Source organism: Methylomonas sp. Kb3, assembly GCF_002834115.1.
GTDB classification, from domain to species: domain Bacteria; phylum Pseudomonadota; class Gammaproteobacteria; order Methylococcales; family Methylomonadaceae; genus Methylomonas; species Methylomonas defluvii.
Window position 1 is genome coordinate 17,094 of record NZ_PIZT01000068.1, and the last position, 13,837, is coordinate 30,930.

A 13,837-nucleotide genomic window follows, 5' to 3' on the forward strand; every position below is an offset into this window, starting at 1 on the left:
CTATGAATTATATCGACATGCAAATTGCCACTTCGGCACCTCACCCCGAACTTGAGCAGTTTCAGCAATGGGTGGACGCCGGGCTAGCAAGCTTTGAGGATGATGCGGACTGCGAGTTGGTGATTCGTTTGGTCGACGATGTGGAAAGCGCAGAGCTGAATCAGCAGTATCGGCATAAAAATGGACCGACTAACATCCTGAGCTTTCCCTTTGAAGCCCCGGCGGGCATGGACATGGACTTGCTGGGCGATTTGGTGATTTGTGCACCGCTGATAGGGCTGGAAGCTGCGCAGCAAAACAAATTGCCCGAGCACCATTGGGCGCATATCACTATACACGGCGTATTGCATTTGCTAGGGTATGACCACATAGAGGATCAGGATGCCGAACAAATGGAAGCATTAGAGATTGAGATTTTGAGCAAATTAGGTATAGCAAACCCTTATATGGAGGATGGAAAGCAATGAGCGATGGTAACCCCCCGAGTAGTCAACCCCATAAGAGTTTGATCGAGCGCATCGGTCATTTTCTGAGTGGGGAGCCGCAAGATCAGGAAGACTTGCTGGAGATATTGAGAGAATCGCAAGAAAAACATCTGTTAGACTCCGACGCACTGGCCATGATGGAAGGTGTGATGCATGTGGCGGAGATGCGGGTCAGAGACATCATGATTCCGCGTTCGCAAATGGTCGTCGTTCCTAGGGAAGCGGAACTGGAAACCATCTTTCCTTTAGTGGTCGAATTTGCTCATTCCCGTTTTCCCGTCATCGAAGAAGACCGCAGCAAGGTGGTTGGTGTTTTGCTGGCCAAGGATTTACTGGCTCATGCTTTAAAGGATAAAACCCTGAAAGTCGAGGATGTGATGCGCCCGGTCAATGTGGTGCCGGAAAGCAAACGCTTAAACGTGTTACTAAAAGAATTTCGCACCGAGCGCAACCACATGGCCATCGTGGTCGACGAATACGGCAATGCCGCCGGCTTGGTGACGATAGAAGACGTCCTGGAGCAAATCGTCGGCAAGATTGAAGACGAACACGATGACGATGAAGTACAAGAATTTATTTCTCAGCGTAGCGAGAAAGAATTTATCGTCAGCGCGCTGACACCCATCGAAGAATTCAACGATTATTTTTCCGCCGCATTGGAAGACGACGAATACGACACGCTAGGCGGTTTAATCGTGCAGCGTCTAGAACATTTTCCGAAGAAAGGCGAGAAGGTGGAGCTGGACGATTTCTGTTTCGAGGTATTGCGGGCCGACAATCGGCGAGTGCATTTACTGAAATTGAAGATCAAATAACTGTGTTCTGCGCGCTGGTGCCTGAGGCTAGTAGTTCCTCGAATGCATCGGCCGGCAGGGCTCTGGAGAATAAATAGCCCTGTCCATAGTCGCAGTCCGCTTCGAGCAATAGTTGGCGTTGTTGTTCGGTTTCTATGCCTTCCGCGATGACTTTCATCCCCAGCTTGTGCGCCATCACGATAATCGCTTCGCAGAGAATTTTGTCGCTGGAATTCGGCGACAAATTGCCGACGAAAGACTGATCGATTTTCAGATAATCGATATCGAATTTCTTCAGATAAGCCAGCGACGAATAGCCGGTGCCGAAATCGTCCAGCGATACTTGTATCCCTGCGTCTCGAAAAGCCAGTAATTGATCTTTCACCACATTGCTGGCGTCCAGCAGCAAGCCCTCGGTAATTTCCGCGACGATGCTTTGTCCCGGCAGCTCAAGTGTTTGCAAGTATTCCAGCCAAGTGCCGTGGGACTGGTCGTCGTAAAACTGCATCGGCGACTTGTTGACGCTGATCTGAAAGTCCGGATGGTATCTTGCACGCCATTGTTTGACCTGTCCTGCCGCTTGTTTAAATACCCAAGTACCGATTTCGGCAATCAGGCCTATATCTTCGGCAATATGCACAAATTCGCTGGGGCTGACCATGCCCCGTGTCGGGTGTTGCCAGCGGATCAGCGCTTCGGCTTTATGGATGGCGCCGGATCCCAGTTCCACGACCGGCTGGTAATATACTTCAAATTGGTTGGCCTCCAAAGCATGGCGCAAATCGTCGGCAATCAGCATGCGCGCTAGAGCGGCTTCCTGCATTGACGGAGTGAAATAACAATAGCGATTACGGCCCTGGTGTTTCGCTGCGTACATTGCCTGATCGGCGTTTTTTATTAATGTATCGATTCTCTCGGCGTCCTTCGGGTACAGGGTGATGCCGATACTGGCCGAGATGTAGGCCACTTTGCTTTTCAGCTGAAAAGGTTCGGCGAGTCTTTGCAGGATGTTTTTGACCACCCGTTCGGCATCCTCAGCATCATCAAGTTCGCCGAGGATGACTGTGAATTCGTCGCCGCCCAATCGGGCGACAGTATCGGAATCGCGTACGCAATGCAGCAGCCGTTGCGAGGCATCTTTTAACAATAAATCGCCCATATCGTGACCCAGCGTATCGTTAACTTCCTTGAAACGGTCCAGATCAAGCAATATCAAAGCGACCTGCAAGCCGCTGCGATGTGCCTTTTTGATTTCTTGATCCAGCCTGTCATGAAACATGCGGCGGTTGGGCAGGCCGGTGAGCGGATCGAAATTGGCTTGGGTCCAGATCAGTTCTTCGGACTGCTTCTTTTGGGTGATGTCGGAAAATAACGCAACTCGCCGCTGCGGCAAGCCATCGGCGCTAAATATGGTATTGATGGTCAGTTGCTCAGCAAATATCTCGCCGTTCTTCCGACGATTCCAAATTTCGCCTTTCCAGTGACCACTACTGTTGATGGCTTGCCACATGGCTTGATAAAACTGTTCGCCCTGCCGCGCCGAGTTCAGAATGTTATGGTTTTTACCGATGACTTCGTCCAATGTGTAGCCGGTCAAAGCGGTGAAAGCCGGATTGACATTGATAATCATGCCTTGTGCGTCGGTCACGGCCATCGCTTCGCTGCTGTTTTGATAGACTAAGGACGCCAATTGCAGTTCTTCATTGCTGCGGCTGCGGTCGATTGCAATGCCGGCCAAATGCGAGGCCTGTTCAATCATCTGAATATCGTCTGCTCCTGGCTCTGCGGGATGGCGCTGGTAAATACCAAAAGTACCCAATAATTGGCCGGACGCGCCACGTATCGGCTCAGACCAGCACGACCCTAAACCAGCCCTAGCCGCAAGCTCGGTAAACGGCGCCCAATAAGTATGGTTTTGAATATCTTCGACAATCACTCGCTGGCCGAAATACGCAGCCGTACCGCATGAGCCGACACCGGGGCCTACGTAAAGGCCGTCTACAGCAGAATTGTAGAAGTCGGGTAGATGCGGTGCAGAGCCTATGAACAAGCGATTACCTTCGTTATTTAATAGCAATATCGAACAAATTAAGTCAGGATTTTGGGCCTCTACACCCAATACCACCGCTTGCAGGATCTCCGGCAGTGCCGCGCCTTTGGATACTAATTCCAGCACATGGTTATGGGCGCGCTCACGATTGGCCGCTTGTTGGCGGTCAGTAATATCCATGGCTATGCCGATGATGCCGACCGTCTCTTTGTTGATGTCTTGCAATGGCGTGCGGGTTATTTGTATGGTGTGCCGTTTGCCATCGGCAAATTTTATTTGCTCGAGGGATTGATGTGCTTGATTTGCTTGCGCTAAACACGCTTGATCGGCACTTAAAAAACGGGCTGCGATCTCCGCGCCGAACAACTCGGCCAATGGTTCGTTGGCAATTAAACGGGTTTCCGGCAGGCCAAGGGCATCGCAAAAAGTATGGTTTACAAATAAAAAGCGCGTATCAAGGTCGGCCAACCAAATGCCGACGGGGGCGTTGTCGAGAATGGCATGCAACTTAGCTTCGGAGGCATGTAACTCGGCTATTTGCGAGTTTAATTGTTCGGTCATCGACATGAAACTATTCGCCAGATAGCCGATTTCGTCGTTACGGTGCGTCGGTAACCCGGTCAGCGGCGTGCCCAGCTTGAATTGACCGATCGCGGTGGTCATTGAATTGAGCGGTTTTGCCAGGACGCGCGCCAACATTAGCGAAATTGCACTTGCCAGCAGGCTGAACAACAAGGTTATTTCGATAACGCTCACTCCCAGAGCTTTACTTTCCTGCAAAACGTTTTTCAGCGGCGTATATAAACCCAGCATGGCGAAGCGTCCGCTGCTTTCCGAGCCCAACGGCAGTTTTACGAAAGCGGCGAGTGAAGAAGCGGCCAAACTTTGCGTATCGCTGGTCGCGAATACCGAATGCGCTTGTTTGCCAGCCAGAATCGCTTTTACGTTCGAGATGTCTTCCTGAATCAGGAAACTGCGGCCGCTCTCAAATCCAAAGGTTTTTGCCGCGTCGGGGTGAATTAAATAGTCCCCTCTGTCGTTGCTGAGCAGCAATTCAATATCGTCGGGAATATTGCCGCGTACTTGCTCGAATAGCCCTTGTAAATCGACATTGATGACGATTACTGCGATGGTAGTAGTGGCCGACTTGATGGGCATCGCTATCCGCAGTGTGGGTTTACCAAATCCCAGGTGAGTGCCTAATTCCTGATTTAAATTGATTTCCGAAACGTAATATTGCTCCGCAGCCAGCGGCACGGTTTCGAATACGTAAGGAAAATGGTTTTTCTCTTGTAACTGCGCGTCGGCAATCACTTTGAGGCTGTCTTGATCTCTATCGACTCTGACTAATTCCTTGCCGTAATGCTGCGTGTCGATCAAACGGATTTGACTGTATTCGGGATGGGCATTCAGCAAGCTGACAAAAATCTTTGCCAATTGATTTTTACGTATGCCCAACTTTGCGTCAGGTGTTGCCGAGACAATGTCGGCGCTGACCGGCAAATTGCTTAGAAACTTGACGCTGCTGGCGGTAGCTGCCAACGCATCGGCAAATCGGTTTCCCACGGCTTGGGTGTCGTTGAGCAGTTTATCCTTGGCGATTCCCACCAGCATGGCCCGGCTGCGGTCGTAGACATAATAACCGGTCAGGCCTGTCGATAGCGTGCCCAGCAATGCCAGCCAGAAACCCAGTTTTATGCCTATGCTGGAGCGCACTTAAAATGCCTCGGGTGCTTCACCGGAAATGATTCTATCCCATAGCGTTTTGCGCGCCAGCGGATCGAGTATCGGTTCCAGCCAAATAATGGGTTGGTTTTGGGTGTTGTCGTTCTCCGGCGCTGTAATGGTGTTTGCCAAGCCGTGTTGCTGGGTTAGCGTTTCGCTGACTGCTTTTTCCAAGGTGTAATTGATCCATTTTTCTGCCAACTCGGGGTTCCGGCTATTTTGGGTGATGGCCCAGCAATCCAGCCAGGCCAACGCACCTTCGCGGGGAATCACATAACCAATGTCTGCACCTGCTTCGCGCAGAGCTTTCAGTTGCTGGGTGCCGTAATTACCGAAAATCAAGGCTATGTCATATTTGACAAAAAGCCTGGTCGCTTCTTCGGCGGTCGCGTAAAAGGTCAGCACATTACGGCGTAACTTGGCCAATTCGCGAGCGGCCTGTTTTAGCTCGGGATCTGTCATCCGGAACGGATTGGATACGCCCCTTAATAAGCCGACTATGGAGAAATTGTGATTACTGGCGTTAAAAGCCAATACTCGGCCCCGATAGGCAGGGTCCCACATAGCCGACATGGATTGGGGGGGAGTGTTAATGAGTTTGCGGTTATAGATCAGCCCCATTTCCGAGTAGGTGTAAGGGACAGCATACGTGTCGTTCCCGCGAACCAGGCCGGGGATGGCTTGCAAGTTTTGGAAACGCGGCAACTGCCGGGCATGGTTGGGAATATTTGTCATGCTGATCGGCCTGCTCAGGCCTTGATCGATATAACGCTGCAATTCCGCAGTATTGACAGCAAATACGTCATAGTTGCCACCATTGATTTTCTGCCAAAGGTCGTCGTCGGACGTTACCAGGGTTAACTCTATCGCGACGTCGAACCGCTGCTGGAATGCCGAAACCACTCCACTATCGGCGTAACCGTCCCAACTAAGCACCCGCAGTGTTTCCTGGGCGGATACCCATCCGGATGTTGCCAGACATATAATCGTAAGAAAATATGTCAGAACGGTGGCGGAACATTTGGCAGTAATGCTCATAAGGCTATCGGCATGAATTTGTCGGGCCATCATAACCAATAAGTATGCGCTTTCCGCCAATGTCGATATTGATATTATGTTTCCGCGCACAGATTCCGAAAATAATGCCATGAGGCTATCTGGTCGGATTGTCGTTTAGGGTGGGTCCGGATTAATCGGCTTGATCGACTTTGATCAGAATGCGTAAAGCATTTTGCCGGGTGCTGTGGTTGAAACTGTTGAAGCCGTGATTGTCGGATTGTTCAGTGTCGGTGTTGCCGGCAATTTCCACCCATTCGCCGAGATTGGCGCGTAAAGTGGTGTGAGCGGATTGGGTTTCGATGTGGCCGTTGCGCTGAAAGCTATCCGACCACGGTTCTATATCGAGAGTGACCTGGTTGCCGGCCAAGCGCGGCGTAACAGCGAAGCCGGTACTGGCTTCAATCATCTGGGTATTGCTGCTTACCGCGGAGCCGTAACCATAGCCCGAGTCATATACACTGTAATTTTGCACCGGCCGGACCTGTCCGGTTTTGATATGGGCCGCCTGACCTTCCACGGTGCGTAATTGTTGGTGTTGTTGCCGGTTTCGCAAGTCTTCGCTGTTGCCCATCATGCCGCGCATCTGAATCCTATTCGGCGTTGCGGCAATGGCCGCTTCGGCGTTCAATTCGGCTGCGGTTTTGCTACTGGTTTGCAAGACGCTGATGACTAAATTGCTGAGCCGGGCATCGAGTTTTTGAATGACGGCCCGGATTTCGCCGAGTTTGGCGGGCTTGGTTTTAACGATCAGACTGGCGCCGTTCTCGATGACGCGATCATCGGCATCCAGCAGCGGTGCCAGTAAAGTGCGTACGTCGGAGGCCGGACGGTTCATCAGGGGGATCACTTCTATCACCGATTCGTCGGCAAGCGCGAGGCCGGCTATCAACATCAAGCCGGCCAAGCAGGTTTTAGATCTCATTGTAAAGCGCGAGATATTGATTCGCACTGTTTTGCCAGGAGAAATCCTTGAGCATCGCGTTACGTTGAATTTTCTTCCAGACCGGTCGGTTGTGGAATAACACCAGGCTGCGTTTGATGGCTTCTATCAGCGCGGCCGCCGACGCATCGTTAAAAGAGATGCCGCTGGCGGTGCCGTTGGCAATACTTTCCGGAAGTGCGTCGACTACCGTATCTGCCAAGCCGCCGGTCTTTCTGACGATAGGTATCGTGCCGTAGCATTGGCTATACATTTGATTTAAGCCGCAAGGTTCGAAGCGCGACGGCATCAGGAAGATGTCGGCGCCGGCCTCGATTTGATGCGCCAAGCGTTCGTCGTAGCCTATGGTGATGGACACTCTTTCCGGATATAGGCGGGCAAACTCCTGCAGGCGGTATTCGATGCTTTTATCGCCGCTGCCCAGTAAAGCAAATTGCAAGGGTAGGGTGGTCATCTCTTGCAAACAGCTCAGCACCAGATCGATACCTTTTTGCTCGACCAAGCGGCCAATCAAACCAAACAAAGGAGTTTCCGATTCCACCGGCAAGCCCAGTTGTTGTTGGAGTGCCGCTTTATTGATTTGCTTGTCTTTTAGCGTATCGACGTTGAAAGGCTTTGCTATATAGGCGTCGTTCGCCGGATTCCAGACCGACACATCAATGCCGTTCAGAATACCGCGTAACTGGCTTTGTTTATGCGCCAACAAGCCTTCCAATCCGTAACCGAATTCAGGGGTCTGGATTTCCTGGGCATAAGTGGGGCTCACCGTGGTAATACGGTCGGAATAGCTCAACCCGCCCTTGATAAAGGACAGCATGCCGTGGAATTCCAGACCGTCTGGGTGGAGTAATTGCCCCGGCAGATTTAACTGGGCGTAGGTGCTGCCGGGAAACAGTCCTTGGTAGGCCATGTTGTGAATGGTAAAAATCGTCGCCGGCGGGTTGGGTTCCAATGACAGCAGTGCCGGTACCAAGCCGGTTTGCCAATCGTTGCAATGCACAATGTCGGCGTGCCAGTCTAAATAAGCCCGGTTGGTGGCTACTTCCACGATGATGCGGCAGAACAGCGCAAAGCGCTCACCAATGTTCGGCCAGGGGCGTCCGGCTTCATCAAGGTATGGGTTACCCGGAAAATTAAAGAACGGCGGATAGTCGACCAGCCAGACGATGACATCACTGTCCGGCAAGCGGGTTTCCAGTAGGTTAACGTCGCAATTGTTGACGCGCACCGTACACAGATAACGGCCGGGCTCGCAGTTCTTGATGCCCTGGTAATTGGGCATGATGATGCGCACGTCCTGGCCCAGTTCGGCCAGGGCCAAAGGCAGGCTGCCGGCGACATCCGCCAGGCCGCCAGTCTTGATCAATGGGTGGGTTTCGCTGCTCGCGAACAGAATTTTTTTCATGGCGCTAAAACTACATTTTCAAAATAATACCGGCCAGGGGCGGCAAGGTGACGGAAATGGAGTGGTCTTGGTTCATCCAAGGTTGCGGTTCTGACAACACCGAGCCGTTGCCAAGGTTGCTGCCGTCGTAATATTGCGAATCGGAATTGAAAATCTCGTAATAGGTGCCGGGATTAGGTACGCCGATTCGGTAACTTTCGCGTGGCACCGGGGTGAAGTTCAGGATCACGATCAAATCTTCATGCGCCGATTTGCGGCGATAACTAATGATAGATTGTTGATAGTCGTGGCAATCTATCCATTCAAACCCGTGATGATCGAAGTCGTAACGGTGCAGGGCGGTATGGCTGGAATAGAGTTTATTCAAGTCTTTAACCAGGGTTTGCAGGCCTTTATGATGTGGATAATCCAATACGTACCAATCAAGCGTACGGTTGCAACTCCACTCGGTGCCTTGACCGAATTCGCAGCCCATGAACAACAATTTTTTGCCCGGATAAGTAAACATCATCGTGTACAGCAGACGCAAATTGGCAAAGCGTTGCCATTCATCGCCTGGCATCTTATTCAACATCGAGCCTTTGCCGTGCACCACTTCGTCGTGCGAGAACGGCAGCACAAAGTTTTCTGTGAATGCGTAAAGCAGGCCGAAAGTCAGCGAATCGTGATGGTAGGAGCGGTGGATCGGTTGTTCCTGCATGTAATGCAGAATGTCGTGCATCCAGCCCATGTTCCACTTCATCGAGAAGCCCAAGCCACCGGTCCAGGTGGGTCGAGTCACTTGCGGCCACGAGGTCGATTCCTCGGCCATGATCACCGTGCCGGGATGCTGTTCGTGCGTGACGGTATTCATTTGACGCAGGAAGTCGATGGCTTCCAGGTTTTCATTGCCGCCATACATGTTCGGGATCCAGTCGTTGGCGTCGCGCGAGTAGTCCAGATACAGCATCGACGCCACCGCATCGACCCGCAGGCCGTCGAGGTGGAATTCCTCCAGCCAGAAGAAGGCGCTGGACAGCAGGAAGTTTTTCACTTCGTTGCGGCTGTAGTTGTAAATCAAGGTGCCCCAGTCGCGGTGCTCGCCTTTACGCGGGTCTTCGTGTTCGTAAAGCGGCGTGCCGTCGAAGCGGCCCAGAGCGAAGTTGTCTTTTGGAAAGTGGGCGGGCACCCAATCCAGAATTACGCCGATGCCGTTTTGATGGCAGTGGTCGACAAAATAACGGAAATCGTCCGGGGTGCCGTGGCGGCTGGTCGGCGCAAAATAACCGGTGGTTTGGTAGCCCCAGGAAATGTCCAGCGGATGTTCGGTGACCGGCAATAACTCGATATGAGTAAACCCCAGTTCCTTGACGTAATCCACCAATTGCTCGGCAAGCTCGCGATAATTCAGGAAATTGCCGCGATGATCGCGCCGCCAGGAGCCCAGGTGTACCTCGTAAATCGACATTGGCTGATGCAGCCAGTCGTGCTGTGGACGGTGGTCCATCCAGCTGCCGTCTTGCCAGGTATAGCTGTCTTCCACTGTGACTATCGCGGCGGTTTGCGGACGGAATTCGAATTGCTGGCCGTAAGGGTCGGTTTTGACTAGCAGTTGGCCGGTATGGCGATTCAGAATTTCAAACTTGTACAAGCAGCCGGCAGACAGGCCGGGAATGAAAATTTCCCAGATACCGCTACTGCCCAAGCTGCGCATCGGATGGCAGCGGCCGTCCCAGCGATTGAAGTCGCCGATCACGCTGACCCGCTGTGCGTTCGGCGCCCAAACTGCAAAATGTACGCCGGGAATATCGGCAACGCTGTGCAGATGCGAGCCAAGCTTTTTGTAAATATGCCAATGCCGACCCTCGGCAAACAAATGTTGGTCGAATTCCGGCAGCACCGGGCCGAAGCAGTATGGGTCGTAGTGTTGATGGTCGTAGCCGTCCTTGTCTGTCCAAAATAATGGGTAATGCTCGGGGATGGCTTCGTTGCCCGGATGGTATTCGAAAAAATCGGTGTCGGGAATACGAGAGAATTCTGGGCCTTTGGGACTGTTGATTCTTACGGTTTCCGCGTAGGGCAAATACACTCTGATGACGTTATCGCGGCCTTGACCATGACGGCCTAGCAGGGCGAAAGGATCGTGATGCTTTGCTTCGGTGAGTTTGATTAGTTCTGAATCAAGCGTGTTGGTTTTGCTTGGCTTGTTCATTTTGCAATGCCTCAGTTATAGTTAGTTATCGATTGGCAGGAATAGCAATTTTGGTAATGACCGACTTTTCAGCATCAAATCGCTTGAGTTTTTACTTTTCCGTGAAGAGTAACGATAATGGCTCTACGCGGCAAGTGGCAGGTAGAGAAATCTGTGAAATGTCGGTTGCAGTCGGTTTTGGGCGGTAAAGCTTATTTAATTGAAAGAGGATACACATGTCAGTCGTCGATACACATCAAACGGAGAGACGGGTCAATGATTTAACCCGCAACACCATTGCGTTAATTCTGGCTGGCGGACGCGGATCGCGGCTGAAGGATATGACCGACTGGCGGGCCAAGCCGGCGGTGCCGTTTGGCGGCAAATTCCGTATCATCGACTTTCCTCTATCCAACTGTATCAACTCCGACATCCGCAAGATCGGTATCCTTACCCAGTATAAAGCGGATTCGCTAATTCGCCACATCCAGCAGGGTTGGGGTTTTTTGCGCGGCGAGTTTGGTGAATATGTCGACTTGATGCCTGCGCAACAACGGCACGACGAACATTCCTGGTACCAAGGCACCGCCGATGCGATATATCAGAACATCGACATCTTGCGGGCGCGCAATCCTGAGTTTGTATTGGTATTGGCCGGCGATCATATTTACAAGATGGATTATTCGGTGATGCTGGCCGATCACGTTGCCAATAAGGCCGATCTGACGATCGGTTGTATCGAAGTCTCACTGGAAGACGCTAAGGCGTTTGGTGTAATGCACGTCGATGAAAATCGCCGGGTGAAGGCGTTTGTGGAAAAGCCCGAAAATCCGCCGGTCATGCCCGGCCGGGAAAACACCGCGCTGGCTTCCATGGGTATTTATATTTTCAATGCTGGCTTCTTGTTCGAACAATTGATCAAAGATGCTGATACCAAAGGCTCCAGCCGTGATTTTGGTAAGGACATCATTCCGTCGGTGATCGAAAAATACCGGGTCAATGCCTATCCGTTCCTCGATTTACAAAGCGGCCAACAAAGTTACTGGCGTGATGTGGGAACCATCGATGCGTACTGGGCGGCCAATATGGAATTGGTCGGTGTCAAACCCGATATGAATTTGTACGACAACACCTGGCCGATCTGGACCTATCAAGCGCAAACGCCACCGGCTAAGTTTGTGTTTGACGATGACGATAGACGCGGCCAGGCTATCGACTCCATGGTCTCCGGTGGTTGCGTGATTTCCGGCGCCACAGTGCGCCACTCCTTACTGTTCTCTATGGTGCGTGTTAACTCCTACAGCTCGGTGCAGGATTCAGTGATTTTGCCCGAAGTGAATGTCGGTAGACATTGCCGGATTACCAAAGCCATCATCGAAAAGGGTTGTCAAATACCGGAAGGTACCGTGATCGGTGAGGACCGGGCGGAAGACGAAAAACGTTTTCACGTCAGCGAGGGCGGTGTGGTGTTGGTGACATCCGATATGCTGGGACAAAGACGGAATTATGTCCGATAAAAAGCTTAAGCTGGTGCTCTGCTGGCACATGCACCAGCCTGAGTACCGCGACATGCAGAGCGGGGAATTCAAGCTGCCGTGGACCTATCTGCATGTGATCAAGGATTATGTGGATATGGTCGCGCATCTGGAAGCCGTGCCGGGGGCTAAAGCGGTGGTGAATTTTGCCCCTATCCTATTGGAGCAGATCGAAGATTATTCCAACCAAGTCAACGGCTATTTGCACGATAGAATTGCCATCAAGGACCCTCTGTTGGCTGCTTTGGTCGAACCTTCGGTTTCCGCCGATCCGGAGAAACGCTTAAAGTTGTTACGCGATTGCCGAAAAGCCAACCGGGAGCGGCAGATCGAACGCTATCCGGCTTTTCGTAAGCTAACCAATATGGCAGACTGGATTGAAGCTCACCAGGACTCAGTCAATTACCTGAATGCGCAATTTATTTCCGACATTTTGGTCTGGTATCACTTGGTCTGGATGGGCGAGACGGTCAAACTCAACGATAACCGCGTCAAACGCTTAATCGAAAAAGGCAGCGGCTTTAGTCTGCATGATAGGATCGAGATTGTTGAAATTATTCGCGATCTGTTGTCGAAAGTTATCTACCGCTATAAAGCTTTGGCTAGAAAAGGCCGCATCGAACTGTCGGTGACGCCTTATGCGCACCCCATCATGCCGTTGATGCTCGAGATAGACAGTGCCCGTGAGGCAATGCCAGGCGTAACCTTGCCGGGTATTAGTCATTACCCCGGTGGTGAAGAGCGCGTGCGTTGGCATTTGCAAAAAGGCTTGGCGACCTTTCGGCATTTTTTCGGTTTCGAACCGCAAGGGTGCTGGCCGTCCGAGGGCAGTATCAGTCAGCGGACCCTGGAAGTGTTAGCTGATTTTGGTTTCAAATGGGCCGCCAGTGGCGGTAATGTCTTGCATAACAGCATACGCGCCAGCGCGGTTGGCGAAGCAGTTGCTGTGCATCGCCCCTTTAAGCTGGGTTCTGCGGAGATCGCCTGTTTTTTTCGCGACGACGGCTTGTCGGATTTAATCGGATTTGAATATTCAAAATGGCATGCTGATGATGCGGTGGCCGATCTGATTCAGCACTTGGAAAATATCGCCGATTACGAACCACAGACGCCCCTGGTTTCGATAATCATGGATGGCGAAAATGCCTGGGAATATTTTCCGGATAACGGGTATCATTTTCTTAGTGCGCTGTATAAGCGGCTTAGCGAACATCCGCGTATCGAATTAACCACTTTTTCTGACTATCTGGATAGTGCCGCTCCCCAGTCTGGGTCCTTGCCGAAATTGGTGGCCGGTAGTTGGGTGTATGGTACGTTTTCGACCTGGATCGGCGATGCCGATAAGAACTGCGGCTGGGAGATGTTGGCCGATGTCAAAAACGCTTTCGACAAAGCGGTCGCCAACGGCAAACTCTCCGAGCAACAATTGGCTGCCGCACAGGTGCAATTGGGCGTCTGCGAGGGGTCGGATTGGTTTTGGTGGTTTGGTGATTATAATCCCGGCGAAGCGGTCAGCGATTTTGAAAAACAGTATCGGCTTAATTTGAGCAATCTCTATCGTTTGCTGGGCGAAGAGCCGCCGCCGTATCTGGCCTTGTCGTTTACGCAAGGTAGCGGTAGCCCGGCGATGGGTGGCGCAATGCGGCGCGGTATTCAAATATAATAAAACGGAAT

Annotated in this window: 9 protein-coding genes; 4 read left to right on the forward strand and 5 right to left on the reverse strand. The window is 51.8% G+C overall.

The features are described 5' to 3' along the window. Nucleotides 1–2 precede the first annotated feature (2 nt). Nucleotides 3–467, forward strand: a complete 465-nt coding sequence (ybeY, locus tag CWO84_RS18965; protein ID WP_033158341.1) for an rRNA maturation RNase YbeY — start codon at nt 3–5, stop codon at nt 465–467. Next, the gene (locus tag CWO84_RS18970) at nt 464–1,300 is read left to right on the forward strand and encodes a transporter associated domain-containing protein (RefSeq protein WP_033158342.1); all 837 of its coding nucleotides are present in this window, start codon (nt 464–466) and stop codon (nt 1,298–1,300) included. Before ybeY ends, CWO84_RS18970 begins: the two co-directional genes overlap by 4 nt. Here the strand turns inward: CWO84_RS18970 and CWO84_RS18975 are convergent. The 5 genes from CWO84_RS18975 to glgB all read right to left on the reverse strand — a co-directional run bounded on the left by CWO84_RS18975 (nt 1,293) and on the right by glgB (nt 10,649). Further along, complete coding sequence (locus CWO84_RS18975; RefSeq protein WP_101054561.1) at nt 1,293–5,045, reverse strand: EAL domain-containing protein; 3,753 nt, start codon at nt 5,043–5,045, stop codon at nt 1,293–1,295. The genes CWO84_RS18970 and CWO84_RS18975 overlap by 8 nt on opposite strands. Then, nucleotides 5,046–6,092 (reverse strand): extracellular solute-binding protein, encoded by a 1,047-nt coding sequence (locus CWO84_RS18980; RefSeq protein WP_240618095.1) that lies wholly within the window; start codon nt 6,090–6,092, stop codon nt 5,046–5,048. 151 nt (nt 6,093–6,243) lie between these two features. Beyond that, nucleotides 6,244–7,035 (reverse strand): type II and III secretion system protein, encoded by a 792-nt coding sequence (locus CWO84_RS18985; protein WP_101054567.1) that lies wholly within the window; start codon nt 7,033–7,035, stop codon nt 6,244–6,246. Next, nucleotides 7,025–8,458, reverse strand: a complete 1,434-nt coding sequence (gene glgA, locus CWO84_RS18990) for a glycogen synthase GlgA (RefSeq protein WP_101054570.1) — start codon at nt 8,456–8,458, stop codon at nt 7,025–7,027. Before glgA ends, CWO84_RS18985 begins: the two co-directional genes overlap by 11 nt. A 10-nt stretch (nt 8,459–8,468) precedes the next feature. Beyond that, nucleotides 8,469–10,649, reverse strand: coding sequence for a 1,4-alpha-glucan branching protein GlgB (gene glgB, locus CWO84_RS18995; RefSeq protein WP_033158345.1), 2,181 nt, complete (start codon nt 10,647–10,649; stop codon nt 8,469–8,471). A gap of 215 nt (nt 10,650–10,864) precedes the next feature. Here glgB and glgC point away from each other — a divergent pair, with 215 nt between their 5' ends. Together glgC and CWO84_RS19005 are read left to right on the forward strand one after the other, a co-directional pair. Continuing rightward, nucleotides 10,865–12,145, forward strand: coding sequence for a glucose-1-phosphate adenylyltransferase (gene glgC, locus CWO84_RS19000; protein ID WP_033158346.1), 1,281 nt, complete (start codon nt 10,865–10,867; stop codon nt 12,143–12,145). After that, on the forward strand, nt 12,135–13,826 hold the full coding sequence (locus CWO84_RS19005; RefSeq protein ID WP_101054573.1) for a glycoside hydrolase family 57 protein: 1,692 nt from the start codon (nt 12,135–12,137) through the stop codon (nt 13,824–13,826). The genes glgC and CWO84_RS19005 overlap by 11 nt, the downstream gene beginning before the upstream one ends. The last annotated feature ends 11 nt before the right edge of the window (nt 13,827–13,837 follow it).

What these genes read in the sequence shown, in the direction of transcription:
- glgB (WP_033158345.1), bottom strand. Translation starts at nt 10,649, where the DNA reads ATGAACAAGCCAAGCAAAACCAACACGCTTGATTCAGAACTAATCAAA.
- CWO84_RS19005 (WP_101054573.1), top strand. Translation starts at nt 12,135, where the DNA reads ATGTCCGATAAAAAGCTTAAGCTGGTGCTCTGCTGGCACATGCACCAG.
- glgC (WP_033158346.1), top strand. Translation starts at nt 10,865, where the DNA reads ATGTCAGTCGTCGATACACATCAAACGGAGAGACGGGTCAATGATTTA.
- CWO84_RS18970 (WP_033158342.1), top strand. Translation starts at nt 464, where the DNA reads ATGAGCGATGGTAACCCCCCGAGTAGTCAACCCCATAAGAGTTTGATC.
- glgA (WP_101054570.1), bottom strand. Translation starts at nt 8,458, where the DNA reads ATGAAAAAAATTCTGTTCGCGAGCAGCGAAACCCACCCATTGATCAAG.
- ybeY (WP_033158341.1), top strand. Translation starts at nt 3, where the DNA reads ATGAATTATATCGACATGCAAATTGCCACTTCGGCACCTCACCCCGAA.
- CWO84_RS18985 (WP_101054567.1), bottom strand. Translation starts at nt 7,035, where the DNA reads ATGAGATCTAAAACCTGCTTGGCCGGCTTGATGTTGATAGCCGGCCTC.
- CWO84_RS18980 (WP_240618095.1), bottom strand. Translation starts at nt 6,092, where the DNA reads ATGAGCATTACTGCCAAATGTTCCGCCACCGTTCTGACATATTTTCTT.